We start from the raw sequence: 26349 nt of genomic DNA, 5'->3' as shown, positions 1-26349 counted from the left end.
GGGTCCCGTGGGCCTGCCGCGCGACGGCGCCCCGTGGCCCGCCCGCCTCGTGGACGGCGAGCTGGTGCTGCGGCCCCTCACGTACGGCGACGCGGGCGCCTGGCGAGAGGTCCGGGCACGCAACCGCGACTGGCTGCGCCGCTGGGACGCCACGCTGCCGCCGGGCGTCGCCCCGGGACCCCGGTCGTTCCGCGGTCTGGTGTGGCGGATGAAGCGGATCGCGGCCGCGGGCCAGGGCCTGCCGTTCGCGATCGAGGTGGACGGGCGGTTCGTGGGCCAGGTGACGGTCAGCTCGATCGTGCGGGGGTCCGCGCAGATGGCCAACCTCGGCTACTGGATCGACGAGGCCGTCGCCGGGCGGGGGCTGATGCCCCGCGCGGTCGCGCTGGTGCTCGACCACTGCCTCACGGCGGCCGCCCTGCACCGCGTCGAGATCGCGATCCGCCCGGAGAACAGCAACTCGCTGCGCGTCGTGGAGAAGCTCGGGCTGACCGAGGTGGGCTTCGCGCCCCGCTTCCTGCACATCGACGGCGAGTGGCGCGACCACCGGCTGTTCGCCATCACGGCCGAGGAGCGTGACCGCCCGGTGCGCGACCGGCTGCGCTGAGTCCCCGGTGGCGGCCCGGTGCGATCGACCGGGTGAACACCAGGAGTCACACGAGACATTTCCCGACACACGCCTTGACATCCGTCCCGCGCGCCGCTGTCGAACCTAGGGTCGGTGCGTGGATCTCAGTGCCGTCATCTTCGTCGCCCTGGCCGTGGCCTGGGCCGTCTACCTCGTGCCCAAGGCGCTGAAGCACCACGACGAGGTGGCGCGCACGCGCTCCGTCGACCGCTTCTCGGCCACCATGCGCACCCTGGCCCGCCGCGAGCCCGCTCCCGCGTCGACCGGCGGACGGGTCGTCGTGACGCCGGGCCGACCGGCGCCGACCACCCAGGTGACCACGAAGCCCCGCAGCGCCGCGACCGCGGTCGCCGAGGTCTCCGTCCCGGCCCCCGTCGAGCTGACGCCGGCCCAGCGCCGCCGTCGCCGCGAGGCCGCCCGCGCCGCCGCGCGGCGGCGGCGTCGCGTGCTGGGCGCGCTGCTCGTCGCCCTCGTCGCCTCGCTGGTGACCGCGGGCGTCGGTGCCGCCTCCTGGTGGCTCGTCGCCGTGCCGGGGTCGCTGATCGTGATGTGGCTGGTCGCCTGTCGGGCCATGGTCCGCGGCGAGCGTCGCGGCCGGGTCGCCGCTCCCGTCGCCGTGACCGGCACGGGGACGGCCGAGGTCGACGGCGCCCCGGTCGACGTCCGCGTCGAGGACGAGGTCGCCGACTACCCCTCGTCGTACGACGTGCTGCGCACCGAGGAAGGCTTCGACGAGCCGGCCCCCGAGGCCCAGACCGCCAGCATCGACGCCGCCGAGGTCGACCCCGAGCTGTGGGAGCCGCGCCCGGTCACCCTGCCGACGTACGTGCACAAGGACATCGCGCCGCTGATGCACGCCAAGCTGATGCACAAGAACGACGACGGCGTCTGGACCTCCGGCCACGACACCAGCGACAGCATCATGGCCCAGACGGGCCGCGACGCGGAGCGCGAGGCCCGCTCGGAGAACGGCCCCGCGGCCTCCTCGGACGCCACCCGCGACCCTCGCCGCTGGGACGGCGGGCGCGCGGTCGGCTCCTGAGGCAGCCGGTTGGAGACGGGCGCACCCCGGGTGCTAACGTCTCCCCTCGCGTCGTGCTGACACGCACGGGGCACCGCTGGGGCTGTGGCGCAGTTGGTAGCGCGTCTCGTTCGCAATGAGAAGGTCAGGGGTTCGAATCCCCTCAGCTCCACCAGCAGCTCGACCAGGCCCGTCCCGACACCGTCGGGGCGGGCCCTCGTCGTCCTCCGGGCCGCCCTGTGGATCCCGATTTGCGGAGGGCTCGGCGGCTCCGATAGAAAACGGGTGTCACCCCCACCGGGACCCCATGCTCGGTGGGGGTGGCTCCATCCCCGGCCCCGCCGGGGCCGGGCCGGGTCAGGCGACGACGCCCCCGAACGCCCGCCCGACGAGGTAGGTCAGCGCGAGGCCGAGGGCGCCCCCGACCACCAGTCGCAGCACCGCCCGCCCGGTCGGGCTGTGACCCAGCCGCGCGCTCGTGGCGCCGGTCAGCGCGAGAGCGACGAGCACGACCGCGATCGTGACGGGCACGCGCAGGGCGACCGGGGCCAGCACCATCGCGAGCAGGGGCAGCAGGGCGCCGAGCGTGAACGCGAGGGCCGAGGCCCCGGCCGCCTGCCACGGGTTCGTGAGCGCGTCGGGGTCCAGGTGCAGCTCGGCGTCGGCGTGGGCGCGCAGGGCGTCGTGCTCGGTGAGCTCGCGGGCGACCTGGTCCGCCGTGGCCGCGCTGAGACCCTTCGCCCGGTAGAGCGCCGCCAGCTCGGCCAGCTCCTCCTCGGGCAGCGTGGCCAGCTCGACCCGCTCGGTGGCGAGCTGGGCGGTCTCGCTGTCGCGCTGGCTGCTGACCGAGACGTACTCCCCGAGGGCCATCGACACCGCTCCCGCGACGAGGCCCGCGGTGCCGGCCGTCAGGACCGCGGCCCCCGAGGTCGTCGCGCCGGCGACGCCGACGACGAGGCCGGCAGTGGACACGACCCCGTCGTTGGCGCCGAGGACGGCGGCGCGCAGCCAGTTCAGCCGCCCCGACATGCGCGGCTGCTCGGCGTCGGTGTGGGCCCCGCTCACCGCGCGCCCCGCAGGGCGTCGTCGGCGTCGGACGGGGCGGCCGGGTCGGGACGCGGCGGCGACAGGAAGGGCAGGTCGACCTCACGGCGGCGCGCCAGGGCGAGCGGCAGCGCCGCGAGCACGGCGAGGGCGACGAAGCCGGAGATCAGCTTGTCGGCGAGCGACACGAGGAGGTTGGCGGCGGCCACGGCCGGCGCCGAGGGGCCGTCGGGGAGCACGCCCGCGGCGACGAGGGTCTGCGCGTGGCCGGTGGAGCCGTCGAAGAGCAGCAGCAGGATCGGGGCGGCGATCGCGGTGCAGACCGTCGCGACGAGGAGGGTGAGCGCGAGGAAGCGCGGCACGGTGCGTCCGAGCCCCCAGCGGCGCACGCCGTAGCCCCAGACGAGCGCCCCGGCCACGTTGACCGCCGCGAACGGCAGGCTGGCCGGGCCCGCCGCGAGACCGAGCACGTTGGTCGTCAGCCCCACGGCCGCCCCCCACCAGGGACCCAGCGCGAGCGCGGCGACCGCGGTGCCGGTCATGTCGAGGTGGAGGGGCACCGAGAGCGTCTCCTGGAACGCCCGGCCCGTCAGGTTCGCGACCACGCACCCGACGAGGAGCAGCACCACCGCCCACCGACGTGCCGGCCCCGCCACCGGCGCCGGCTCGGGCTCCGGCTCGGGCTCCGACTCGGGCTCGGGCTCCGGCTCGGGTCCGGGCGGGGGGTCGGCCGGCGCCTGCGGCTCGGGCTCCTCGGCGAGCCAGCGGTCGACCTCGCCGTCGGCGGCTCCCAGGACCGCCGCGATCTCCCGCACCAGCGGGAGGTTCACGCGGCTGCGCCCGGGGCGGAACGCGTCGTAGACCGTCGAGCGCGCCACGCGCGCGGCCTCGGGCCGCTGCCCGGCCGCGACCCGGGCGGCGGCGACGCGGGCCGCGAGGTCGGCGTACGACGGGTCCCCGGCCCGGCGGCGCAGCAGCCGCAGCTGCTCGATCAGGTGGTCCCACTCGCCTGCGATGTCCGCTCCCCCCGAGCGTGGGCCCCGCGCGGGCCCGTCCACGACGTCGCCCCGAGCATAGGACGGCCGTCCGGCTTCGTCCGGGGAGCCCGGCAGGGCTGGCGGGCCGGCCGGTGTCGTCGTACGACGGGGGCGCGCGGGGCCCGCACCCGGGGGAGGGGCCCCGCGCCCCGACCCACCCGGCGAGCGCCCGTGTCCGGAGCAGGACGGCACGTCCGCCCGCAGCCGGCGCGTCCCGTTCCGGGGTCCGTGACGGTGGTCGGTGCCCGAGGCGGGGTGTCCGTACGGCCGGGAATCGGGGGGACGTGAGCAGGTCCCGTGCCGATCACCCTCCCGCAGTGGGGCCCGGGTCAATACCATCGACCGGACGGCTGTCCCCCGAGGGCGGCAGGGGCGGGCGGGGGGTCCGCGCCCGGACGAGCGGGTCGAGGAGCACGATGTCCGAGCAGGACGGGGACGGCGCGGGTCCGGCCGACGACCCCGGCGCAGCGACCGTGGACCTCGAGCACGCCGCCGAGGGGGTGCGCGACGTCCTCGGCTACGGCGTGGTGGCGATCTCGCGGCTGCGCGACACGGGTGAGTACGAGTACGTCGCCGTGGTCGGACCGCCCGACGCGCGCGAGTACCTGCTCGGCACCCACCTGGCCGGGGACCAGATGCGGCGCTCCCGCGAGGCGGCCCGCGCGGACGGTGAGGTCGACGGGCGGGTCCACTACGTGCCCCGGGGCGGGCGCGGCGACATCGGACCCCGCTGGGGCTCCGACGCGCCCCCGACCGACGACCCGCAGGTCTGGCACCCCGACGACGAGCTGTACGTGCTGATGGTCGACCGGGCCGGCGAGGTGTGCGGCCACGTCGCGGTGGACGCGCCCCCGGACGGGCGGGTGCCGACGCGCGAGCAGCGCCGCAGCCTGCAGGCCTACGTGGACCGCATCGTGCCCGGGGTGCTGCACGCCGACGCCCACCGGCGCATCGGTGACCAGGTGCGCATCGCGGCCCAGGCCCGCAGCGTGGTCCGCCGCGCCATCGCCCGCCTCGACGAGTCCGGCCTGTTCGACGCCTGCGCCGCCGACCTGGCGGACTGCCTGCGCGCCGACCAGGTCTGGTTCCACACCGCGGGCGCCGACGGCGTGCTGCGCCACCCCGCGCCGGTGGACCCGCTCGACCCCGCCGACGCGGAGGTGCCGCCCCACCTGGTGCGGTTGCTGTGGCGGATGGCGCGGGACGCGTGGCGCACGCAGGGCGCCGTCGTGGTCGAGCACGAGCGGGTGCTGCCCGAGGGGGCGGGCAGCGAGGGCTGGCCGGAGGTCCTCGAGGTGCTGCGCGAGCGTCGCCTCGAGTCGCTGCTGATGGTGCCGGTCGGCGCCGGCACGGACTGTCTCGGCATGGTCGCCGCGGTCCGCGACCAGGGTGCCGACGAGTGGACCGACCTGGAGGTGGTGACCGCCCAGGACCTCGGCCGCGACCTCGGCTCGGCGTTGCAGACCGCCCGCTTCTTCGAGCGCGAGCGGGGTCACGCGGCCTACAAGCAGCAGCTGATCGCGACGATCGCCCACGAGCTGAAGAACCCGCTGACCGCGGTGCGCGGCAACCTCGAGCTGCTCGTCGACGAGCTGGCCGGCCAGCAGGCGGGCGCCACGATGCTCGCGCACCGCATCGAGCGCGCCACCGAGCGCCTGTCGGTGCTGGTGGGCAACCTGCTCACGCTCTCGGAGGTCGACGACACCCGTCGCGGGGGTCGCCGCCGCCCGGTCGACCTGGGACGGCTCGTGGCCGACGCCGTGGAGGTGCTCGGCGACCAGGCCTCGGCGCGGGACGTCGAGGTGCGCACCCGGCTGGCGCCCCACGCCCGGGTGGACGGGATCGCCGGCGAGCTCGAGCACCTCGTGGTCAACCTCGTCAGCAACGCCGTGAAGTACTCCGAGGCCGGGGGCTGCGTGGACGTCGTCGTCGAGGGCGGTGCCGAGGTGGTGCTGCGGGTCGCCGATGCCGGCATCGGGATCGACGCCTCGGAGGTCGGCCGGATCTTCGGGGAGTTCTTCCGGTCCGCCTCGCCCGAGGCCCGGCGCCGGCCCGGCACCGGCCTGGGGCTCGCGATCGCCGCGCGGGTGGTCGAGCGCCACGCCGGCACCATCGAGGTCGACTCGACCCTCGGGGTGGGCACGACGTTCGTGGTGCGGCTGCCGGCGGCGGCACCCCCCGACCCCACCGAGCACGACCCCACCGGGCAGGGGACCACCGACCGGTCGTTCGGGTGACGGGAGGGTCACGGAACGGTAACGTGAGGTGACTGCTCCGTGCCGCCGCGGCGGCGACCGGGACCGAGCAGCCCGCCGCCGCCACGACCGCGTCGGCGTCCGGAGGGTCGCCACGGCACCCCGGAGCACGGTCTCGGGGAGGGGGCGTCATGGGGGAGGTCCACCGTCGTGCGCCCACGGGGGACGAGCTGTCCCACGTGGCGCGCCTCGCGGTGCGTCTGCTGGGGGCCGAGCTCGCCGTCGTGACCGACCGGGCCGCCAGCGGGGCGCCGTCCGTGCTGGGCCGCGCCGGCGGCACCGACGCCGCGCTCGCCGCGGCCGCCTCGCGCGCCGCCGAGGTGGTGGACGGCAGGGAGCCGCTGGTGCTCGACGACCGGGCCGGCTCGTACGCCGGGTGGCCGGTGCGTGACGAGCAGGGCCGGGTCGTCGGCGTCCTCGGGGTCGTCGGCGCGCCCGGACGGGCGTGGGACGGGACGGACACCGCGGCGCTGGCCGACCTCGCCCGCGCAGCGTCCGCCGAGATCCGGCTGCGGCTCGCCGACGCCGTCCTCGCAGCGACCGACGTGGGCCTGGCCGTGTACGACGACGCCGGCCGGCTCGTGCTCGCCAACGAGCGGGCCCGGTGGCTCGCGGACGCGGCCGGCGACGACCTCGGCGCCGTCTGGCCGGCGGAGCCGGACCCGGAGCCGCAGGCGGAGCACACGGGCGCCGACGCGCTGCGGTGGGTGGGTCCGGCCGGCGACCGGAGGGCGGTGCTCAGCGCGACGGCCGGCATCGTCGGACCGGGCGGCGAGCCCCACGTGGTCGTCGGTCGCAGCGACGTCACCCCGCTGGCGCGCGCCCTCGAGGTCGAGGAGCGGTTCGCCGCGACCGTGTCCCACGAGCTGCGCACCCCCCTGACCGCGATCCTCGGCTACCTCGAGCTGCTGGTGGGGCAGATCGCCGACGGCGCCGCCGACGACCCGGCGGCCGCCGCGCAGGCCGCGGTCGCGGCCCGGGTCGAGCGCGCCGCCCTGACGCTGCAGGCCCGGGTCGCCGACCTCCTCGACGGCGCCGCCCGCCGCCGCGCCCTCGACCTGCGACGCACCGACCTCGGCGACCTGCTGCGCCGGGTGGTCGACAGCTTCGTCCCGGCCGCCGCCGCCGCGGGCCTGACCCTGACGGTGGAGCCCGCCACGCACCCCGCCACGCACCCCGCCACGCACCAGGCAGCCGCCCCGGTCGTCGGCCGCGTCGACGGCCCCCGCGTCGAGCAGGCGGTCGAGAACCTCGTCGCCAACAGCCTCAAGTACACCCCGGCCGGCGGACGGGTCGACGTCCGCCTGCGCACCGAGGGGGACCGCGTCGTGCTGGAGGTCGCCGACACCGGGGTGGGCATGACCGCGGCGGAGGTCGAGCTCGCGTTCCAGCAGTACTGGCGATCCGCGGACGCGCGCGCGGGGGGCCGCGAGGGCGCCGGCCTCGGGCTGCCGCTGGTGCGGCAGATCGCCACCGAGCACCGCGGCCACGTGCGGCTGCGCAGCACCCCCGGCGGCGGCACGGTCGCGACGCTGAGTCTTCCCCGCGAGCCCGACCAGGAGCACACTGCGAGCGGGAGCTCCCCGACGTCGCCGCGCAACACGGCCGCAACACGCGAGGTCTAGCGTCGCCGGGCAGTGACCGCGAGCCAGGAGGCAGCCATGGTCGACCACCACCCGGGACAGCCCGCCGCCCCGTCGTCCGCCCCGTCGTCCGCCCCGTCGTCGGCCCCGTCGGCCCCCTCGGGTTCCGCCTCCGACCAGGAGTACCTCGCCCGCCGCACGCTGCGCACCGGCACCGCCGGATGGGTGCTGCTCGCCGGGCTCGGCGTCAGCTACGTCATCTCCGGCGACTACTCGGGGTGGAACTTCGGCCTGGCCGAGGGCGGGTTCGGAGGTCTCGCCGTCGCCGCGGTCGTCGTCGCGGCCATGTACCTGGCCCTCGTCCTCGGCATGGCCGAGCTGTCCTCGGCGCTGCCGGCCGCCGGCGGCGGCTACACCTTCGCCCGGCGTGCGCTCGGACCGTGGGGCGGCTTCGCGACGGGCACCGCGATCCTCATCGAGTACGCGATCGCACCCGCCGCGATCGCGACCTTCATCGGCGCCTACGTCGAGTCGCTGGGCCTGTTCGGGATCACCGACGGCTGGTGGGTCTACCTCGCGGCCTACGTGCTGTTCATCGGCGTGCACCTCGCCGGGGTCGGTGAGGCCCTCAAGGTGATGTTCGTGGTCACCTCCGTCGCACTGCTGGGACTGGTCGTCTTCGGCGTCGCCGCCCTCGCGGAGTTCGACGCCGCCAACCTGACCGACATCGCCCCGACCGGCGCCGCCGGGGCCTCGGAGCTGCTGCCGTTCGGCTACCTCGGGATCTGGGCGTCGCTGCCGTTCGCGATCTGGTTCTTCCTCGCGATCGAGGGCGTGCCGCTGGCCGCGGAGGAGACCGCCGACCCGGAGCGCAACGTGCCCCGCGGGATCATCGCCGCGATGGTGGTGCTGCTCGCCACCTGCGCGCTCACCCTGGTCCTGGCCACCGGAGCCGGCGGCGCGCAGGCCATGTCGGCCTCGGGCAACCCGCTCGTCGAGGCGCTCGGGGGCGGCGCCGCCGCGACCGTGGTCAACTACATCGGCCTCGCGGGGCTGGTCGCCAGCTTCTTCTCGATCATCTACGCCTACTCCCGCCAGCTGTTCGCGCTCTCGCGCGCCGGCTACCTGCCGACGTCGCTGTCGGTGACCAACCGCCGCCGCGCCCCCGTGCTCGCGCTGGTGGTGCCCGGTGTCGTCGGGTTCGCGCTGTCGCTGACCGGCCAGGGCGCCCTGCTGCTCAACATGGCGGTCTTCGGGGCGGCGCTGTCCTACGTGCTGATGATGGTCAGCCACGTCGTGCTGCGGGTCCGCGAGCCCGACATGCCGCGGCCCTACCGGACCCCCGGCGGCGTCGCGACCACCGGCTTCGCGCTCGTCGTGGCCTCGCTGGCCGTGGTCGCCACCTTCCTGGTCGACCCCGTCGCGGCGCTGTGGTGCCTCGTCGTGTTCACCGCGTTCATGGCCTACTTCGGTCTCCACAGCCGCCACCACCTCGTCGCGGCCTCGCCCGACGAGGAGTTCGCGGCGCTCGCCCGGGCGGAGGAGGATCTGGGGTGATCCGACGGCACAGCGTCGCGGGCACGTCGTACGCCTTCGACGGGCTCGTCGAGGTGATGGCGAGGGCGACGCCGCTGCGCAGCGGCGACCAGCTCGCCGGCTGCGCCGCGGGCTCCGACGCGGAGCGCGCGGCGGCCCAGTGGGTGCTCGCGGACCTGCCGCTGACGACGTTCCTCGACGAGCAGGTCGTGCCCGCCGAGGACGACGAGATCACCCGGCTGATCCTCGAGACCCACGACGCCGAGGCGTTCGCCGCGATCGGTCACCTCACCGTCGGCGGCCTGCGCGACCACCTGCTCGAGGTGGCCGCGCGACCGGGCAGCGCCGCGACGTACGCCGCGCTGGCGCCGGGCCTGACCCCCGAGATGGTCGCGGCGGTCTCGAAGATCATGCGCAACCAGGACCTCGTGCTCGTCGCGGGGGCCGCCGAGGTCCGCGCCGGCTTCCGGACGACGATCGGGCTGCCGGGGCGGATCGCGACGCGCCTGCAGCCCAACCACCCCACCGACGACCCGGCCGGCATCGCCGCGGCCACGCTCGACGGGCTGCTGATGGGCTGCGGTGACGCGGTGATCGGGATCAACCCGGCCACCGACTCCCCGCGCACCACCGCGACGCTGCTGCACCTGCTCGACGACATGCGGCAGCGCCACGAGATCCCGATGCAGTCGTGCGTGCTGTCCCACGTCACGACCACCGTCGACCTCGTCGAGGCCGGCGCGCCGGTCGACCTGGTCTTCCAGTCCGTCGCCGGCACGCAGGGCGCGAACCGCGGGTTCGGCGTCGACGTCGCGATGCTGCGCGAGGCGGGCGAGGCCACCCGGTCGCTGGGCCGCGGCACCGTGGGCGACAACGTGTTCTACCTCGAGACCGGCCAGGGCTCGGCGCTGTCGGCCGACGCCCACCTCGGCACCGGCGGCAAGCCCGTCGACCAGCAGACCCTGGAGACCCGCGCCTACGGCCTCGCCCGCGTGCTGGAGCCGTTGCTGATCAACACCGTGGTCGGCTTCATCGGCCCGGAGTACCTCTACGACGGCAAGCAGATCATCCGAGCCGGCCTCGAGGACCACTTCTGCGGCAAGCTGCTCGGCCTGCCGATGGGCGTCGACGTCTGCTACACCAACCACGCCGAGGCCGACTCCGACGACATGGACGTGCTGCTGACCCTGCTCGGCGTCGCCGGCGCGGCGTTCGTCATCGCGGTGCCCGGCGCCGACGACGTGATGCTCGGCTACCAGTCGCTGTCGTTCCACGACGCGCTCTACGTCCGCCAGGCGCTCGGGCTGCGACCGGCGCCGGAGTTCGAGGCGTGGCTCGCCGGGCTCGGGATGGCCGACGAGGACGGGCGGGTCCTGGCCGTCGACCTCGGGTCCTCGCCGCTGCTCGGCATCGCGTCCGCCGGCGGTGCCCCGTGACCGACGAGCCGGCCACCGATCCCTGGGCGCCACTGCGACGGACCACCCAGGCCCGCATCGGCCTCGGCCGCGCGGGCACCTCGCTGCCCACCCGCCGGGTGCTGGAGTTCGCCACGGCGCACGCCGCCGCCCGCGACGCGGTCCACGAGCCGCTGGACGTGGCGGCGCTCGTCGCGCAGGTCGCCGCGCTCGGCCTCGACCTCGGGGAGCCCGTGCACGTCGAGAGCCGCGCGGCGACCCGCGGGGAGTACCTGCGCCGCCCCGACCTGGGGCGGGTGCCCGCCTCGCTGGAGCCCCTCGCCGACGCCGAGCGGGGCGCCGACGTCGCGATCGTGCTGGCCGACGGCCTGTCCTCGCGGGCCATGGCCGACCACGGGGCGGCACTGCTCGGCGCCCTGGTCGGCGCCCTGCGGGCCGCGCCCGGCGGCCTGCGCCTCGCCGTACCGGTCGTCGCCACCCAGGCCCGGCTCGCCCTCGGCGACCACGTGGGCGAGGCCCTCGGGGTCGACGTCGTGCTCGTGGTCATCGGCGAGCGCCCCGGGCTCTCGGTCGCCGACAGCCTCGGGATCTACCTGACCCTGCAGCCCCGACCGGGGCGGGCGGACTCCGAGCGCAACTGCATCTCCAACGTCCACCCGCCCGACGGCCTCGGCTACGACCAAGCCGCACGGGTCGCGGTCTCGCTCGTCGCCGGGGCCCGCCGGCTCGGCCGCTCCGGCGTCGACCTCAAGGACCGCAGCGGCGACGAGCTCGTGGGCTGATGCCCGCCGCGGCCCCGGCGCCCGCCGGGGCGCCGCTGCGGGGCCGTCCGGCGGTCCGCCGCGGGGGTCAGGTGCGCTCGACGACGACGGGCATCGCGCCCTCGGGGGCCTTGGGCTTCTCGGGCAGGGTCGGGCCGACCCGCTCGGCGAGCCACTGCTGCACCTGCGCGTCGTCGGGGGAGAGGTGGTCGGAGATCGCGTGGGGCACGACGCGGCTGAAGTAGTCGGTGACCATCCCGTCGGACTCCCGCACGAGCATCCCCGCGGCCTGGCCGTCGATCACCCACGAGCCGAGGACGACGTAGTTGCCGTCGTAGACCGGCAGCGGGGTGTACTCCTGGTAGACGTAGCCCTCCGCGCCGTAGCCGCCGGGCATCTCGAAGTCGGTGTCGAGGTCGGGGATGTCGGAGATCAGGTGGACGCTCACGTTGTCGCCCTCGCGGCCGTGCAGCGGCTTCCTCACCCACTGCAGCAGGTCGCCCTCGGAGTCGAAGTACGACGGCAGCAGCAGGCGGTGGCCGGGGTTGCGCTCCCACAGCACCGGCAGGATCCCCTTCGAGGACAGCAGCACCTTCCACGCCGGCTCGAACCAGCGCACCGGATCGGCCTCGCGGCCCTCGACGATGATCCTCCCGAACTCCTCGCGGAGCATCTCCTCCCACGGGTAGAGCTTGAACGCCGACCCGACGGGCTGGTCGTGCACGTCGCGGAACTGGCGCGCGTACTCGTTCCAGCCGAGGTGCCCGATGGGGTGCGCCATGGTCCGGACCCCGGCCTGGATGGCGGTGTCCATCAGGTAGTGGACGGTCATCTCCATCTCGCCGCCGTCGTAGGAGTCCTCCTCGCCGAGGTCGTAGACGAACAGCAGGTTGCCGTCGCGGATCGAGCCGTCGGCGAGCAGCGCGGCCCACCGCTCGACGAGGCGGTCGTGGAGGCTGTTCCACTGGTCGAGCTCGCCCATCCGGTCCTCGAGCCAGCGCCACTGCACGACGCCGGTCTCGACCAGGCCGGTGGGCGTGTCGCCGTTGATCTCGAGCATCTTGATCGAGCCGTCGGGCCCGAAGGCGAGGTCGAAGCGGGCGTAGACCGACGGGTCGCCGCGCCGCATGGACTCCCGGACGACCCCCAGCGTGCCCGGGGGCAGCCCCAGCCGCTCGTCGGTCATCGTCTCGGCCATGTGACGGGCCGCGTCGAGGCACATCACCCACAGCTCCTCGGTCGCGGCCTCGAGGGCCTCGACCTCGTCGATGGTGACCTCGTACCAGGCGCTCTCGTTCCAGTAGGGCACCACGGTGCCGTCGGGGCGGGTGGTCTCGGGGAAGACCAGGCCCTGCTCGGTGACGAGACGCTGCCAGTCCTTGCGGGGGGTCAGGTGGTGACGCCACATGTGCCGGCCCCGCTCAGGCGATCGAGGCGCACACGATGGCCGCCACCGACAGGGCGATGGACGCGGCGACCCAGGCGAGCGGCCGCACCGGGCCGGGCTGGCAGACGATGCTGCGCAGGTCGCCGGGCGTGATCGCCTCGATGACGAAGAACATGATCGTGTTGAGCAGGATCCCGAACACCCCGAACGCCACGGTGGCGGCGAGCGCGAGGCCGAGGTCGGAGTCGCCGTTGCGCCAGATGGCGGTGAAGATCACGAGCGCGTTGGACGCCAGCCAGGCGCTGGTGACGACCGCGGCGCTCTTGGACTGCGCGTGCACGGACTCGTTGCCGTCCGAGTCGACGCCCCGCAGGTGGGTGCCGAGGTGGCCGGGCGTGATCAGGTCGAGCACGTAGTAGGACGCGACGAGCAGCAGGCCCGAGGCGAACGCGTACACGGCGGCGTACCCGAGGGCCGCGAGCAGGTCGGCGAGGTCGGTCGAGGTCATGGGGCTTCTCCTGGTGTGGGACGGGGTGGTGCGAGCGAGGTCGTACGGGGTGGTGTCGTGCGGGCGGGGCGGGGCGGCCCCGCGGGGCTCAGCCGGAGAAGCCGCGGCTCGAGGAGCTGCCGCCGAAGCCGCCGCGCGTGGTCGAGCGGACGGAGTCGGCGCCGCCGCTGTCGAGGCCGCCGCGCTGCAGGCTGCCCGAGGACGGCGTGCGGAACGACCCGCCGGACACGCCGCTGCCGACGGCGGGCACGCGGCTGGAGGCGCCGAGGTAGTACCAGAAGAAGCCCGAGCCGACCGACGAGCTGCCGACCGACTCGTCGGCGTCGTCGCACTCGTCGTCGTCGACGCGCTCCTCGGTCTCGGGGTCCACGCAGATCGCGGCGTAGTCGGGTGAGGACGCGCAGCCGGAGAGCCCGGCGGCGGTGAGGGCGGTGACGCCGAGGGCGACGCTCGCCGAGCGCATCCGGCGGCGGGTGGGGGTGGTGGTCATCGGGTCTCCCGGGTGGGCTGGTGGGACGGGACGGTGGCGGTGTCGGCTCGTGGTGCGGCGGGGCCGGGGCTGCTGCGGTCGCGGGGCAGGCCGACCACGCACAGCGCGCCCGTGGCGAGCACGACGCCGACGGCGACCAGCGAGGTGGTGGCGAGGTCGGCGAGGCTCGCCACCAGCACGTACCCGAGCAGGCCGGCGGCCGACACGGGCACGACGAGGCGCGCCAGCGGGCGACGCGCGATCCCGCGCCGGCCGTGGCCGATCGGGACCGCGAGGGCGGTGAGCGTGTAGTAGGCGGCGACGAGCACGGCGGTGGCGGCCACGGAGTCCGCCAGCACGGCGTCGCTGGTCGCGACCAGCGCGACGTACACGGCCCCGGAGACGGCGGTGACGGTCCAGGTGGCACCGGCCGGGCTGCCGGTCGCGGACACCGTGGCGAGGGGTCGCGGGGCGAGCCCGACCCGGGCCATCGCGTACGCCGAGCGGGCCGCGGGCAGGATCGTGGTCTGGGAGCTCGCGAGGGCCGACAGCAGCACGGCGCCGGCGAGGACGGTGCCGCCGGTGCTGCCCATCAGCGAGGCGCCGAGGGCGGCCAGCAGGTCGTCCTCGCCGATCCGCGACAGCCGCGCGGGCCCGGCGTACGCCAGGACGACGGCGGCGAAGGCGGCGTAGGCGAGCGCGAGCACCGCCAGGGCGCCGAGGGCCGCCCGGGCGGGGGTGCGGTGCGGGTCGACGGACTCCTCGTTGACCGAGAACGAGGAGTCCCAGCCCCAGTAGAGGAAGACGGCGACGAGGAAGGCCGCGACGACGTCGGAGGAGCCCGGGGCCGGCACCGGGGCGTCGGCGGCGGGCAGCGGGCCGGCGGCGAGCGCGGCGGCGGCGAACCACCCCAGCGCCGCCACCTCGAGGCCGAGCAGCACGAGCTGGGTGCGGGCCGCCACGGTGATGCCGCGGTGGGCGAGCCACGCCACGGCGACGAGGAGGGTGACGCCGACGGCGCCCTGAGCCGCGCGCGAGTCCGCCGCGGCGTCCGCGCCGAGCACGGTCAGCAGGTAGACGGCCGCGACCTGCAGCAGGTTGCTCATCACCAGGACGCAGGCGGCGATCGACAGCCAGCCGGTGAGCCAGCCGGCGCGCGGTCCGAGTGCCCGGGACGCCCAGGTGAAGCAGGTGCCGCAGTCGGGGCGCTCGGCGTTGAGCTCGCGGAAGCAGAGCACGACGAGCAGGATCGGGACGGCCGAGACGAGCAGCAGCAGCGGCGTCCAGCCCCCGACCAGGGAGACGAGCAGCCCGACGCTGACCGCGAGGGAGTACGCCGGGGCGGTCGAGGCGAGCGACAGCACCGTGGAGGCGGCGGTGCCGACGGCGCCGGAGCGCAGTCCGCCGCCCGGAGCGGTCCCGCTCACGACGGACCTGGCGCGCCGGGGTCGACGGGGCTGCGGCTGAACAGCTCGACGGCGTCCTCGCAGGCGTCGCGCCGGGCGTCCTCCGCCGCGGCCCAGCCCTGCTCGTGGGTCGCGAGCCAGGCGTCGCCGTGCCGGGCGCGCAGGTCCTCGCGCACGAGGTGCAGGGCCAGTGCGGCCTTCTCGTGGGACTCCGCGACGGACCTCACGAGCGCGACCTGCTCCTCGTGGCTGAACTCGTTGCGGTCCGCGACGAGGAAGGCGATGAAGTGGCCGATCGCGATCGGGACCAGGATCAGCATCGTGACGATCAGCAGGCTGGCGACGCCCCGGCCCGCCGTCGACTCGGGGTAGAAGTCGCCGTACCCGACGGTGGAGCCGGTGACGATGCCCCACCACAGCGACTCGATGGGCCCCTTGCCCTCCAGGAGGGCGTAGACCATCGAGAGCCCGACCCAGATCCCGAGGATCGCGACGACCAGGCGCCGCGGGGAGTTCGCGAGGCGGTAGAGCGGCAGGTACAGCGGCCGCAGGAGGCGCGCCCGTCCGCCGGTGCGGGTCGGGTCGTCGGTGGTGCCGGTCATGCCCCCGTCCTTCCCCGCCCGTCGTCGGCCCAAACGCTCGGGCGTCCGGTCAGGATCCCGCGCCGAGCGGGTCGGAGGTCTCGACGCCCGCGTCGCGCATCTCCGCCAGCGCGGCAGCGGTCGAGGCCGCGGCGACGCCCGCGTGCAGGCCGGGCAGCAGGCGCACCGCGAGCCCGTGCCGTCGGGCGTCGAGCGCGGTGGCCCGCACGCAGTAATCGGTCGCGAGCCCGACCACGTCGACCGCCCCGACCGCGAGGCCCCGCAGGACGCCGGCGAGGTCGGTGCCGTCGTCCAGCGAGCCCTCGAACCCGGAGTACGCCGGGACGCCCCGCCCCTTGCGGACGTGGTGGGTGACCCGGGTCAGGTCCAGGCCGGGGGCGTAGTCGTGGCCGTCGGTGCCCTCGACGCAGTGGGCGGGCCAGGTGCGGGCGTAGTCGGGCGGCGTCCCGGGCTCGGCGAAGTGGCCGCCGTTGGTCCCGTGGGGCTCGTGGTCGTCGCGGGTGGCGACCACCGCCACGTAGTCGCCGGCGCGGGCGGCGAGGTGCGCGCTGATGCCCTCCGCCACGCGTCGGCCGCCGACGACGGCCAGCGACCCTCCCTCGCAGAAGTCGTTCTGCACGTCGACCACGACCAGGGCCCGTCGCTGCTCGTCCACCCGTCGACCCTAGGCGATGGGGGCGACGGGTGCCGTCACGGTCGGGGGAGGCGGTAGGCCCCGACGTGGTAGAGCCCGCTGGTGCCGGTGGCGAAGGCCCCGCCGGCCCCGGGCCGCCAGCTGGGCAGCGGGCGGTAGTCGGCGACCAGGGCGGGGTCGGGGGGCGCCGGGGCCGGGGTGGGGACCGTGCGGCACCCGACCACGGACGCCCGCAGCCGCGGCACGTGGCACCCGACCGCGTCGAGCGCGGAGGCGGTGGCCCGCTCGATCTCGGCCGGGTCGGGCACGGAGCGCGGGTCGGCGGTCCCGGGCAGCGGCACCGACACCCAGGCCGTCGCGGCCCCCGCCGGGGCGCGGGTGGGGTCCAGGACGCTGGGCTGGGACACCGCGACGCAGGGCCCGTCCTCCCGCTCGACGTGCACCAGCGGCACGGCGTCCAGCGCGGGTTCGCACCACGCCAGGGGCCGGGCCAGCGCGAGGTGGACCTCCACGCTGGCGGAGCGGCCCGACCGGGGCTGGGGGGAGGTGCCCCGGCCGGGCCCGTCGGTGGGGGTGGTGGTCGGTGGCCGCCGCGCGTCGAGCAGCCCGGTCAGCGTCGTGGCGTCGAGGGCACCGATCACGGAGCCGACCGCCTCGAGCCGGCGCCCGCCGACGTGGACGGCCACCGCCCGCTCGCCGTCGACCTCGACCCGCTCGAGAGGGCCGGGCACGCGCTCCACCCGGCGGTCGTCGAGCAGCGCGTCGAGGGCGGCGAGGAAGCAGTCGGCGCCGCCGCGCACGACCGGCAGCCCCACGTCGTGGACGACGTGGGCGAGCATCGGCGTCACGAGGCGGGCGCGAGGGTGGCGCGAGGACACCCCGACGCGGGCGAGGAGCGGGCCCCACAGCCGCGCCGACGGCCTCCCGGCCGCGCAGGCCTCGGCGGGCGGGAGCAGGTCGGCGGGCGGCGGGCAGGCGGGGCCCTCGTGGAGCAGCTGGCCGGCGCTGAGACCGGCCCCGTGGCTCTCGACCAGGCGGGGGGCGACGGCGCGGGTGCGCTGCGCCGCGGCCCGGTAGGTCGCCCGCTGGTGGGGGTCCGGCATGTCGTCGGCGAGGTCGCCCGGGTCGCGGTGCCCGAGGACGACGCCCGCCTCCCCGACCACCGCGGTCGCCGGCCCCTCGGCGACGAGGTACTGCAGCCCGAAGCGCTGGAGGTCGGGGCCGAGCTCCGGCCACGACGGGCCCGCGCGGAAGAGGGCGTGCCACAGCGAGGGGACGTCGTGCACGAAACCGGGCGCGGTGGCGCCGATCAGCGCCGCGGGCCCGTCGGGCTCGAGACCCGGCGCCAGGGCGACCGACCAGCCGTGCCCCGCGAGCTCGGCTGCGGCGACGGCCCCGTTGATGCCGTCGCCCACGACCACCGCGTCGTACCGGTCCTGCGTCGAGCCTGCTGCGCGCATGTCGATCCCCTCGTGCATCGGCCCCCCGGCACGCTCCGCTACGACGACAACGCTAGGGCGGCCCACGGGTCACGGATATCCGGGAACGCCGTTCGTCGTCCGCCGAGCGCGACCACCGTCGTGGGTCGGGACCGGGGGGAGCCGGCCGGGGCCCGGCGGGGATCAGTCCCGGCCGGGGCGGGCGGCGAGCGACGCCGACGGCAGGCGGCCGTGGGCCTCGCGGTAGGCCTGCGAGAACCGCCCGAGGTGGGGGAAGCCCCAGCGGAGCGCGACCTCGGTGACCGACGTCGTGGTCGCGTCGCCGCGGAGCAGCTCCGCGTGGGCGCGCTCGAGGCGTACCCGGCGCAGCTCGCGCAGGGGCGTGCTGCCGAGCTCGCGTCGGAAGGTCTCCTGCAGCGTGCGGGCGCTGACGCCGACCGCCGCCGCGAGGTCGGGCACCCGCCACGGGTGCGCGGGCCGGTCCTCGATCAGCTGGAGGGTGCGGGCGACGGTCCGCGAGGCGCCCGTCGCGGCGCCGGGGCCCAGGGAGAGCCCGGTGGAGTTCGGCAGGCCGGCGAGGAGCCCGGCCACGAGGGTCTGCTCGATCTGGCCCTGAGCGAGGGGGGACGCCAGCAGGGGGCTGCCGCTGCGCAGCTCCTCGCGCAGCAGGGCGGTCATCCGGCGCCAGGTCCGCACGGCGGGTGCGTCGAGGTCGAGGCTCCGCTCGAAGACCACGGGCCCCGTGAGCGCCTCGGCGGCGGCGGCGAACGCGGTGACGGTGGCCTCGGGGACGTAGAGCACGACGAGCTCGGTGCGGGCCGACCACAGCAGGTCGGCGGTGTCGGCGGGGTTGAACGCCGCACCGTGGCTCCGGTCCAGGGTCACCCAGCTGGCGCCGACCCGGCCGCGGGCCCCTCCCGTCAGCGGGACGACGAAGCCGTAGTGGCCGGGGTAGCGCGACGTGATCCGCACGGCCTCGCCGTGGCGCACGTCCGCGATCATCACCGAGCCGAAGACCATGCTCTCCACCGCGAAGTCGAGACCGCGGCGCGGATCGACCGGCTCGATGCGGTCGAACTCGTAGCGACACTCCGCGACGTCGCGGATCTCCTCGACCACCCGGGTCGCGAAGCTCGCCGTGCGGGTCGTCCCCGACCCCCGTCCGTCCGACCACGACATTCCGGGTGACCCCGGGTCCTCAGCCTCCACCTGATACCTCCAGAGACCAGATGTTAGAGCAGTGCCGCGGACGGGTCCGCGCGACCGGCGCGGAGGCTGGACGCCCGGCGGCCCTGCCGTCCGGTGGTGCACCGGTGCGCTGAGCGGACTTGTCGAGGGCGGGTGCGGGTCGCAGGATGCGGCGTGACCCCAGCCACACCACGGCGCGAGCCGACCACCGGACGGGAGCCCGGCGTGACGACAGCCCAGACCAGCCCCGAGACCAGCCCCGGAGCGAGCCCCGAGATCAGGCAGGCCCTCGACGACGCCGACGCGGCCTTCGCGCGGCTCGACGACGCCCTCGCCGCCTGCTCCGACGGCGACCTGCACCGGGCCCACCGCGACGGGGGGTGGACCGTCGCCCAGGTGGTGTCCCACATCCACGTCTGCACCATCGTGTGGCTCGGTGACCTGCGGCGCCTCGAGTGCGACCCCGACCTGCGCTTCTTCTTCCGCGAGGCCATCGGTCACGACCTGACCGGCTACCCGCCGCCGACGATCGAGATCGCGCGCGAGCAGCTGGCCTCGACCCGTCGCACCTTCGCCACGGCCGGACCGGTGCTGGACGCGGACCTCGCGGCCCGCGAGGTGGAGATCCCCGACCTCGGCACGATGACGGTCGAGGCGTGGACGCCGCTGATCGTCGGTCACGCGGCGAGCCACGTCGACCAGGCGCTGGAGATCATGCGCGACCGCGGCTTCGGGCCGGAGGGGATCTGAGGTGCGGGCAGCGGTCCTGACGGCGCTGGAGACCGTCGAGCTGCAGGAGCGACCCGAGCCGACCGCGGAGCCGGGCTGGGTCGTGGTGAAGGTGGAGTCGGCGTCGTTGTGCGGCACCGACGTCCACCAGTACGACGGCCGCATCGACACCCCGTTCCCGCGGGTGCCGGGCCACGACTTCGCCGGGGTGGTGGAGAGCGTCGGCGAGGGCGTCGACGAGGCGCTGGTCGGGCAGAAGGTCGCGGTCAAGCCGTCGCTGCCGTGCCGCGAGTGCGACCAGTGCGGCAAGGGCAAGCCCGCCGACTGCCCGCGCAAGAAGCTGATCGGCCTGTGGTCCGACGGCTGCCTGACCGAGAAGGTCACCGTGCCGTCGGTCAACCTGATCCCGCGTCCCGAGGGCGTCGAGGCCTGGCAGGCCTCGCTGCTGGAGCCGCTCGCCGTGGGCCTCAACACCGTCGACCGTCTGCGGATCCTGCTCGGCGAGACCGTGGTCGTCCTCGGTCAGGGCCCGATCGGGCTGGCCCTGACCCGGCTGTGCGCGCTGTCGGGCGCCGGCCGGCTGATCGTCACCGACGCCCGCGAGGCGCCGTTCGAGATCGCACGGGCCTACGGCGCGACCGACTGCCTCGACGTCTCCCGGGTGGACGACCCGAAGCAGGCGATCCTCGACCTCACCGAGAACGGCGCCGGCGCCGACATCGTCATCGAGACCAGCGGCTTCCCGGCCTCGTCCGCCATGTGCCTGGACCTGGTCCGCAAGGAGGGCAAGCTCGCCCACATCGGGTGGGCCAACGACCTCCCGCCGCTGCCCGTGGTGCCGATCATGGCCAAGACGCTCACCGTCCTCGGGATCGGCGGCAACGGTGGCCGCGGCCAGTACGAGCGCGCCCAGGAGCTCGTCCGCACGGGCCGCTTCGACATGGAGCCGCTGGTGACGCACCGCTTCGGCCTCGACGACGTCGCCGAGGCCTTCGCCGTGGCGTCGGCCAAGACCGACGGCGCCATCAAGGTCATCGTCGAGCCGTAGACCCACGCGAGTCGGCACCAGCTCCCGCCGTGGCGGGGGAGCTGGTGCCGACTCGACGTCCGTACGGCGGGAGGTGGCGCCGGGTCGGCTCAGCCGGCGGCGCGCTTGTAGGGGTCGGGCGGGAACCAGCCGGCCCCGAGCACCGACGCGGCCCAGCCCTCGCAGGTCGCGACCAGCCCGTCGAGGTCGTCGCCGAGCGCCGCCACGAGCGGGGCCTCGGCGGTGTCGGTCGCGGTCTCGAGCTGCTCGCGGAACCGCCGGCCCTCGTCCGTCAGGGCGCCGTCGGCGCCGAGGAGCCCGCACTGCTCGAGCGCCTCGCGCCCGGCGGCCATGGCCTCGGGCGACCAGCCGCGGGACCCGGCGTACGCCTCGGCCTCCCAGCCGACCCAGGCCTCGGTGAGCAGGTTGGCCTGCACGCCGTCGAGGCCCGCGGCCACGCAGGCGGCGAGGTGGGCGTCGCCGCGGTGCTCGCGGGCCATCGAGCAGGCGTGCCACAGCCGGGCCCAGGGGTCGGCGGGCACCTCGAGGTCGGTCAGCCCGGCGAAGAACGGACGCCCGGCCAGCGGGAGGTCGCCCACCGCGGCGAGCAGCCGGTCGGCGACGTGGGTCACCTCGTCCGTCGGCTCCCCGCAGGCCGCCGTCAGCGCGGCGCTCGCGCCCTCGAGGCGGGCGGCACGCACGTCCTCGAGCGAGCAGCGCGAGCGACCGTCGGCGTAGACGCCGGTGACCAGCCCGGGCTCGAAGACGCCGAAGGCGGCGGCCACGACCGGCGCCGACGCGCCGCCGAGCTGGCTGCCGCGGCCCCAGACGTAGCCGGACAGGAAGTCCAGGCCGCGGGCGGCCAGCGCGTCGTACGCCGGCTCCGACCAGTAGCAGATGCCCGCGAGGGGCTCGATGGCGTCCCGCAGGCGGCGGGCGGGGGAGTCCCACGCCAGCGGGCGGGCCTCGCCCGGGCGGGGGGCGAAGAAGGCCTGACGTGCGTCGCTGTAGTCCATGCCGGGATGATGGACGCCGCCGTGTGTCCGGCGCCACACTCCGGGCCGACGTGTGCGCGCACCGGACAGGGGTCTGCGGGCACCGGCTGTCAGGCCCCAGCGAGACCACCGGAGGATCGTCGGATGAGTGAGTCAGGTCCCCTGCCCGCCCCCCAGGTCGAGCTGGTCGAGGTGGGCCCGCGCGACGGCCTGCAGAACGAGGACCGCGCCCTCCCGCCGGCCGTGCGCGCCGAGATGGTGGGCCGCCTCGTGGCCGCCGGCGTCCGCCGCCTCGAGACGGTCAGCTTCGTGCGCCCCGACCGGGTCCCGCAGATGGCGGGCGCCGAGGAGGTGATGGCGGCCGTGCCCACGACCGCCGCCGACGGCGCCCCGGTGACCCACGTGGGCCTCGTGCTCAACGCCCGCGGCGCCCAGCGCGCGGTGGAGACCGCGGTCGGCGAGATCAACGTCGTCGTGCCGGTCACCGACGAGTTCGCGACCCGCAACCAGGGCACCGACGTCGACGGGATGCTCGAGGCCGCCGCCGCCGCGGTCGAGGTCGCCCGCGGCGCCGGGCTGGGCGTCTCGGTGACGCTCGCGGTCGCCTTCGGCTGCCCCTTCGCGGGCCCGGTGCCCACCGACCGCGTCGCCGCGGTCACCGAGCGGGTCCTCGCCCTCGGCGTTGACGAGCTCGCCTACGCCGACACCATCGGCGTGGGCGCTCCCTCGCAGGTCGTCGCGCTGGGCGACCTGCTGCCCACCGGCGCCGGCGCCCCCCGCCTGCGCTTCCACTTCCACAACACCCGCAACACCGGTTACGCCAACGCGTGGACCGCGGCGACGCTGGCCGGCGGTCGCGGCGCACCCGTGGCCCTCGACGCCTCCGTCGGCGGCTTCGGCGGCTGCCCGTTCGCGCCGGCGGCCACCGGCAACATCGCCACCGAGGACCTGCTCTACCTGCTCGAGAAGGGCGGTGTCGCCGCGACGCCGGTCGACCGCGGGCAGCTCGTCGCGACCGCAGGCTGGGTCTCCACCGCGCTCGCCAGCCCGGTGCAGGGCCTGCTCGGCAAGGCGGGGGAGTTCTGATGACCGAGCGCCCCGTCGGCCTCGACCGCGACCGCCCGCTGGCGGGCCTGCGCGTCGTCGAGCTCGGCAACTTCATCGCCGCCCCCACCGCCGGGCGCCTGCTCGCCGACTTCGGCGCCGAGGTGGTCAAGGTCGAGCGGCCCCGCACCGGCGACGAGCTCCGCAACTGGCGCCTGTACGCCGGGGACACCTCGATGCTCTACCGCACCATCAACCGCGGCAAGCGCTCCGTCGAGCTGGACATGCGCACCGACGCGGGCCGCGACGCCGTGCTGGCGCTCGTCGAGCGCTCGGACGCCCTGCTGGAGAACTTCCGTCCCCGCACCCTGGACCGCTGGGGGCTGGGACCCGAGGCCCTCACCCGGGCCAACCCGGAGCTCGTGGTCGCCCGGGTCTCGGCGTACGGCCAGACCGGCCCGATGTCGGACCGACCCGGCTTCGCGGCCGTGGCCGAGGCCTTCGGCGGCATGCGCGAGCTGGTCGGCGAGCCCGACCGCCCACCCGCCCGCGCCGGGGTCAGCATCGGCGACTCCATCGCCGGGCTGTACGCCGCGTTCGGGATCGTCATGGGTCTCTTCGACCGCGAGCAGCGCCGCCGCCTGGCGCAGCCCCCGGTGGGTCCCGACGTCCGGAGCGTCGACGTCGCGCTGCACGAGGCGGTGTTCTCGATGATGGAGTCGCTGGTCCCCGACTACTCCGCCTACGACGTGCTGCGCGAGCGGACCGGGGGGCGGATGGAGGGCATCGCCCCGTCCAACGCCTACGAGTGCGGCGACGGCCAGTCGGTCGTCATCGCGGGCAACGCCGACTCCATCTTCGGGCGCTTCATGCGCGCGATCGGTCGCGACGACCTCGCCGACGACCCGGCGCTGGCCACCAACGCCGGGCGCTGGGAGCGCCGCGACGAGCTGGACGGCGCCATCGAGGACTGGACGCGCACGATGGACCGCGCCGACGTGCTCGCCGCGCTGGAGACGGCGGGCGTGCCGTCCGGGCCGATCTACGTGGCGCCGGACATCATCGACGACCCCCAGTACGCCGCCCGCGACATGGTGCAGCGCCGCAGCGTCGACGTCGCGGGCCGGCGCCGCGAGGTGGCGTTCCCCGGCGTCGTGCCCCTGGTCGGCGAGCGCTCGCTGCCGGTCAACGACCCGGGCCCCGACCTCGGGGCCGACACCCACGACGTGTTCACCACGCTGCTGGCGGGCACCGGCCTGCCCTGCCCGCACTGCGCGCCCGGAGAGGACCACCGATGACCGAGCCCGACCTCGAGGTGCTGCGGGCGGTGTCGCGCCGCGTGCTGTGGCTGTCCGCCGCGATCGTCGACGCCGCCAACCGCCAGCGCCCCAACGACACCGGCGTCAAGGTCGGTGGCCACCAGGCGTCGTCGGCGTCGATGGTCGACGTGTGCGTGGCGCTGTGGTTCCACGAGCTGACCGCCGCCGACCGGGTCTCGGTCAAGCCGCACGCCTCGCCGGTGCTGCACGCCATGAACTACCTGCTCGGCGACCTCGACGCCAAGCACCTGCCGACGCTGCGCGAGAAGGGCGGTCTCCAGGCCTACCCGTCGCGCTCCAAGGACCCCGACACCGTGGACTTCTCGACCGGCTCGGTCGGGATCGGCGCCACCGCGACGCTGTGGGCCGCGATCGCGCACCGCTACGTCCGCTCCCAGTTCGGGGCCGGCGAGGGTGGCGGGGGCGCGGCCGCGGGCGGGCGGTTCGTCAGCCTCCTCGGCGACGCCGAGCTGGACGAGGGCGCGATCTGGGAGGCGGTGGCCGACAGCCAGGTCGCGGGCCTGGGCGAGCTGCTGTGGGTGGTCGACATGAACCGCCAGTCGCTGGACCGGGTCGTGCCCGACATCCAGATCGAGCGCCTGCAGGCCATGTTCTCCGCCGCGGGGTGGCAGGTGGTCACCCTGAAGTGGGGCCGGCTGATCTCCGCCCTGTTCGAGCGTCCGGGCGGCGCCGAGCTGCGCGAGCGGCTCGAGGCGATGCCCAACGAGGAGTACCAGCGCATGCTGCGCGCCGACTCCGTCGAGATCGCCGAGCGGATCATGGGGGAGTCCGGCTCCGAGGACCTCCAGGCGCTGCTGCAGTCGGTCCCGACCGCCCACCTCGCGGCGGCGGTCCGCGACCTCGGCGGCCACGACCTCGGCCTGCTCGTCGACACCTTCGGCTCGATCGACGACCACCGGCCGACCGTCGTGTTCGCCTACACCGTCAAGGGCCGCGGCCTGCCCACCGAGGGCCACCCCAACAACCACTCCGCGCTGCTGACCGAGCCCCAGATGCGGGCGCTCGCGGACGCCTGCGGCACGTCGCTGAGCGACCCCTGGGCCGGCTTCGGCGACGACGACGAGACCGCGAAGGCGGCCGCCGAGCTGTGCGTACGACGGGCCGAGGCGCTGCGCCGACCGCCCGTGGCCGGCGCGGAGCGCGTCGCCGTGCCGCTCGAGCTCGGGCACCCCCACCGCAAGCCGATCTCGACCCAGGCCGTGCTCGGCCGGCTGCTCGCCGACCTGACCCGCGACGCGCCCGACACCGCGGCCCGGGTGGTCACCTGCAGCCCCGACGTGGCCTCCTCGACCAACCTCGGCGGCTGGATCAACAAGACCGGCGTCTGGGCCTCCTCGGAGCGGCGCGACTGGTTCGCCGACGACGCCGAGCGGGTCCTGCGCTGGTCCGAGGCGCAGGGGGGCCAGCACATCGAGCTCGGCATCGCGGAGGTCAACCTCGTCGGCCTGCTCGCCGAGCTCGGCGCGACCTGGTCGCGCTGGGGCGAGCGCCTGATCCCCATCGCGACCCTCTACGACCCGTTCCTCGCCCGGGCGCTCGAGCCCTGGTCGTTCGGGATCTACGCCGGCGGCCAGTCGATCCTCGTCGGCACCCCCTCGGGGGTGACGCTGAGCTCGGAGGGCGGTGCCCACCAGTCGGTGTCCACGCCGTCCATCGGCCTGGAGCAGCCCGGCTGCGTGGCCTGGGAGCCCGCGTTCGCGCAGGACCTCGAGTGGTGCTTCCTGCACGCGATGGACTCCGTCGGCGTGCCCGGCGGCACCTCGGCCTACTTCCGGCTCTCGACCCGACCGGTCGAGCCCGCGCTGGCGCGGGTGCCGGAGGACCCCGCGCTGCGCGAGCGCCGCCGCCGCCAGGCGGTCGCCGGCGGCTACCGGCTCACCGACCACGACCCGGCCGACGAGCAGGTCGTGCTCGTGGGCGCCGGTGCGGTGATGCCCGAGGTGCTCGCCGCCGCCGAGTCGCTCGCGGCGCAGGGGGTGACGGCGGGGGTGGTCTGCCTGACCAGCGCCGACCTCGTCTTCCGCTCCTTCCAGCAGCGCGGCGACCGCGACGCGGGCGTGGGCTCGGGCGTCCTCGACCTGCTGCTGCCGCCGCAGCACCCCGCGCCGCTGGTGACGGTCCTGGACGGGCACCCGCACACGCTGGCGTTCCTCGCCGGCGCGCGCGGCGACCGGATCCGCTGCCTGGGGGTCACCGAGTTCGGGCAGTCCTCGAGCCTGACCGACGCCTACGCCCACCACGGCCTCGACGCCGGGGCGGTCGCCGGGGCGGCGCTCGACCTGCTGGGCCGCTGAGGTCCCG

The 26349-nt window shown here is 75.9% G+C and carries 23 protein-coding genes and 1 tRNA gene; 13 read left to right on the top strand and 11 right to left on the bottom strand.

From position 1 onward, the window contains the following. The first annotated feature begins 7 nt into the window (after positions 1-7). The 3 genes from ABD158_RS11875 (at position 8) to ABD158_RS11865 (ending at position 1824) form a co-directional block, all read left to right on the top strand. Positions 8-607, top strand: a complete 600-nt coding sequence (locus tag ABD158_RS11875) for a GNAT family N-acetyltransferase (protein ID WP_344007404.1) — start codon at positions 8-10, stop codon at positions 605-607. 118 nt (positions 608-725) lie between these two features. Beyond that, the gene (sepX, locus tag ABD158_RS11870; RefSeq protein WP_344007402.1) at positions 726-1670 is read left to right on the top strand and encodes a divisome protein SepX/GlpR; all 945 of its coding nucleotides are present in this window, start codon (positions 726-728) and stop codon (positions 1668-1670) included. A gap of 78 nt (positions 1671-1748) precedes the next feature. Further along, a tRNA-Ala gene (locus ABD158_RS11865) sits at positions 1749-1824 on the top strand. A gap of 182 nt (positions 1825-2006) precedes the next feature. On the opposite strand, the gene ABD158_RS11860 is transcribed toward ABD158_RS11865, so the two are convergent. Further along, positions 2007-2714, bottom strand: coding sequence for a VIT1/CCC1 transporter family protein (locus ABD158_RS11860; RefSeq protein WP_425573192.1), 708 nt, complete (start codon positions 2712-2714; stop codon positions 2007-2009). Next, the gene (locus tag ABD158_RS11855; RefSeq protein WP_344007400.1) at positions 2711-3751 is read right to left on the bottom strand and encodes an ECF transporter S component; all 1041 of its coding nucleotides are present in this window, start codon (positions 3749-3751) and stop codon (positions 2711-2713) included. The genes ABD158_RS11860 and ABD158_RS11855 overlap by 4 nt, the downstream gene beginning before the upstream one ends. A gap of 395 nt (positions 3752-4146) precedes the next feature. Here ABD158_RS11855 and ABD158_RS11850 point away from each other — a divergent pair, with 395 nt between their 5' ends. The 5 genes from ABD158_RS11850 to eutC all read left to right on the top strand — a co-directional run bounded on the left by ABD158_RS11850 (position 4147) and on the right by eutC (position 11301). Next, positions 4147-5967: a sensor histidine kinase gene (locus tag ABD158_RS11850; protein ID WP_344007398.1), complete on the top strand. Its 1821-nt coding sequence runs from the start codon at positions 4147-4149 to the stop codon at positions 5965-5967. Positions 5968-6116: 149 nt separating this feature from the next. Beyond that, positions 6117-7610, top strand: a complete 1494-nt coding sequence (locus ABD158_RS11845; RefSeq protein WP_344007396.1) for a sensor histidine kinase — start codon at positions 6117-6119, stop codon at positions 7608-7610. A 36-nt stretch (positions 7611-7646) separates the two neighbouring features. Then, complete coding sequence (gene eat / locus ABD158_RS11840) at positions 7647-9125, top strand: ethanolamine permease (protein ID WP_344007394.1); 1479 nt, start codon at positions 7647-7649, stop codon at positions 9123-9125. Continuing rightward, complete coding sequence (locus tag ABD158_RS11835) at positions 9122-10540, top strand: ethanolamine ammonia-lyase subunit EutB (RefSeq protein ID WP_344007392.1); 1419 nt, start codon at positions 9122-9124, stop codon at positions 10538-10540. The genes eat and ABD158_RS11835 overlap by 4 nt, the downstream gene beginning before the upstream one ends. Then, positions 10537-11301, top strand: a complete 765-nt coding sequence (gene eutC, locus ABD158_RS11830) for an ethanolamine ammonia-lyase subunit EutC (protein ID WP_344007390.1) — start codon at positions 10537-10539, stop codon at positions 11299-11301. The genes ABD158_RS11835 and eutC overlap by 4 nt, the downstream gene beginning before the upstream one ends. A 67-nt stretch (positions 11302-11368) precedes the next feature. Here the strand turns inward: eutC and ABD158_RS11825 are convergent, their stop codons facing one another. The 8 genes from ABD158_RS11825 to ABD158_RS11790 all read right to left on the bottom strand — a co-directional run bounded on the left by ABD158_RS11825 (position 11369) and on the right by ABD158_RS11790 (position 18904). Further along, complete coding sequence (locus ABD158_RS11825) at positions 11369-12688, bottom strand: glutathionylspermidine synthase family protein (RefSeq protein ID WP_344007388.1); 1320 nt, start codon at positions 12686-12688, stop codon at positions 11369-11371. 13 nt (positions 12689-12701) lie between these two features. After that, positions 12702-13175 carry a DUF350 domain-containing protein gene (locus ABD158_RS11820; RefSeq protein WP_344007386.1) on the bottom strand — a complete coding sequence of 158 codons (474 nt, stop codon included), beginning with the start codon at positions 13173-13175 and terminating at the stop codon, positions 12702-12704. A gap of 88 nt (positions 13176-13263) precedes the next feature. Further along, positions 13264-13665: a hypothetical protein gene (locus tag ABD158_RS11815; RefSeq protein ID WP_344007385.1), complete on the bottom strand. Its 402-nt coding sequence runs from the start codon at positions 13663-13665 to the stop codon at positions 13264-13266. Further along, the gene (locus ABD158_RS11810) at positions 13662-15071 is read right to left on the bottom strand and encodes an APC family permease (protein ID WP_344007383.1); all 1410 of its coding nucleotides are present in this window, start codon (positions 15069-15071) and stop codon (positions 13662-13664) included. The genes ABD158_RS11815 and ABD158_RS11810 overlap by 4 nt, the downstream gene beginning before the upstream one ends. Beyond that, entirely contained in the window at positions 15068-15652 is a 585-nt protein-coding gene (locus ABD158_RS11805) for a potassium channel family protein (RefSeq protein ID WP_344007381.1), read from the bottom strand. Before ABD158_RS11805 ends, ABD158_RS11810 begins: the two co-directional genes overlap by 4 nt. A gap of 49 nt (positions 15653-15701) precedes the next feature. Next, entirely contained in the window at positions 15702-16307 is a 606-nt protein-coding gene (locus ABD158_RS11800) for an isochorismatase family protein (RefSeq protein WP_344007379.1), read from the bottom strand. Positions 16308-16342: 35 nt separating this feature from the next. Further along, positions 16343-17746, bottom strand: coding sequence for a phytoene desaturase family protein (locus ABD158_RS11795; protein ID WP_344007377.1), 1404 nt, complete (start codon positions 17744-17746; stop codon positions 16343-16345). A 162-nt stretch (positions 17747-17908) separates the two neighbouring features. Next, a complete protein-coding gene (locus ABD158_RS11790) occupies positions 17909-18904 on the bottom strand; it encodes an AraC family transcriptional regulator (protein WP_344007375.1) in 996 nt (331 codons plus the stop codon). Positions 18905-19138: 234 nt separating this feature from the next. On the opposite strand from ABD158_RS11790, the gene ABD158_RS11785 reads away from it, so the two are divergent. Beyond that, positions 19139-19663 (top strand): DinB family protein, encoded by a 525-nt coding sequence (locus ABD158_RS11785; RefSeq protein WP_344007373.1) that lies wholly within the window; start codon positions 19139-19141, stop codon positions 19661-19663. Between the two features lies 1 nt (position 19664). Next, positions 19665-20690 carry a zinc-dependent alcohol dehydrogenase gene (locus tag ABD158_RS11780; protein ID WP_344007371.1) on the top strand — a complete coding sequence of 342 codons (1026 nt, stop codon included), beginning with the start codon at positions 19665-19667 and terminating at the stop codon, positions 20688-20690. Between the two features lie 89 nt (positions 20691-20779). Here ABD158_RS11780 and ABD158_RS11775 read toward each other — a convergent pair whose 3' ends face one another. Next, complete coding sequence (locus tag ABD158_RS11775) at positions 20780-21685, bottom strand: SCO6745 family protein (RefSeq protein WP_344007369.1); 906 nt, start codon at positions 21683-21685, stop codon at positions 20780-20782. Positions 21686-21808: 123 nt separating this feature from the next. On the opposite strand from ABD158_RS11775, the gene ABD158_RS11770 reads away from it, so the two are divergent. The 3 genes from ABD158_RS11770 to ABD158_RS11760 are packed head-to-tail and all read left to right on the top strand — an operon-like array spanning position 21809 to position 26342. Then, positions 21809-22750, top strand: coding sequence for a hydroxymethylglutaryl-CoA lyase (locus tag ABD158_RS11770; protein WP_344007367.1), 942 nt, complete (start codon positions 21809-21811; stop codon positions 22748-22750). Next, positions 22750-24006 (top strand): CaiB/BaiF CoA transferase family protein, encoded by a 1257-nt coding sequence (locus tag ABD158_RS11765; protein ID WP_344007365.1) that lies wholly within the window; start codon positions 22750-22752, stop codon positions 24004-24006. Before ABD158_RS11770 ends, ABD158_RS11765 begins: the two co-directional genes overlap by 1 nt. Beyond that, a complete protein-coding gene (locus tag ABD158_RS11760) occupies positions 24003-26342 on the top strand; it encodes a transketolase-like TK C-terminal-containing protein (RefSeq protein ID WP_344007363.1) in 2340 nt (779 codons plus the stop codon). The genes ABD158_RS11765 and ABD158_RS11760 overlap by 4 nt, the downstream gene beginning before the upstream one ends. The last annotated feature ends 7 nt before the right edge of the window (positions 26343-26349 follow it).

The sequence above is a fragment of the Nocardioides lentus genome, assembly GCF_039529515.1.
Classification (GTDB): domain Bacteria; phylum Actinomycetota; class Actinomycetes; order Propionibacteriales; family Nocardioidaceae; genus Nocardioides; species Nocardioides lentus.
This window is presented reverse-complemented; position numbering and strand designations above follow the sequence as displayed.

Bases quoted from the DNA above. Each gene is read 5' to 3' on its own strand.
- ABD158_RS11805 (WP_344007381.1), bottom strand. From the start codon at position 15,652: ATGACCGGCACCACCGACGACCCGACCCGCACCGGCGGACGGGCGCGC.
- ABD158_RS11820 (WP_344007386.1), bottom strand. From the start codon at position 13,175: ATGACCTCGACCGACCTCGCCGACCTGCTCGCGGCCCTCGGGTACGCC.
- ABD158_RS11845 (WP_344007396.1), top strand. From the start codon at position 6,117: ATGGGGGAGGTCCACCGTCGTGCGCCCACGGGGGACGAGCTGTCCCAC.
- ABD158_RS11765 (WP_344007365.1), top strand. From the start codon at position 22,750: ATGACCGAGCGCCCCGTCGGCCTCGACCGCGACCGCCCGCTGGCGGGC.
- ABD158_RS11825 (WP_344007388.1), bottom strand. From the start codon at position 12,688: ATGTGGCGTCACCACCTGACCCCCCGCAAGGACTGGCAGCGTCTCGTC.
- eat (WP_344007394.1), top strand. From the start codon at position 7,647: ATGGTCGACCACCACCCGGGACAGCCCGCCGCCCCGTCGTCCGCCCCG.
- ABD158_RS11850 (WP_344007398.1), top strand. From the start codon at position 4,147: ATGTCCGAGCAGGACGGGGACGGCGCGGGTCCGGCCGACGACCCCGGC.
- ABD158_RS11760 (WP_344007363.1), top strand. From the start codon at position 24,003: ATGACCGAGCCCGACCTCGAGGTGCTGCGGGCGGTGTCGCGCCGCGTG.
- ABD158_RS11790 (WP_344007375.1), bottom strand. From the start codon at position 18,904: ATGTCGTGGTCGGACGGACGGGGGTCGGGGACGACCCGCACGGCGAGC.
- ABD158_RS11815 (WP_344007385.1), bottom strand. From the start codon at position 13,665: ATGACCACCACCCCCACCCGCCGCCGGATGCGCTCGGCGAGCGTCGCC.
- ABD158_RS11795 (WP_344007377.1), bottom strand. From the start codon at position 17,746: ATGCGCGCAGCAGGCTCGACGCAGGACCGGTACGACGCGGTGGTCGTG.
- ABD158_RS11775 (WP_344007369.1), bottom strand. From the start codon at position 21,685: ATGGACTACAGCGACGCACGTCAGGCCTTCTTCGCCCCCCGCCCGGGC.
- ABD158_RS11770 (WP_344007367.1), top strand. From the start codon at position 21,809: ATGAGTGAGTCAGGTCCCCTGCCCGCCCCCCAGGTCGAGCTGGTCGAG.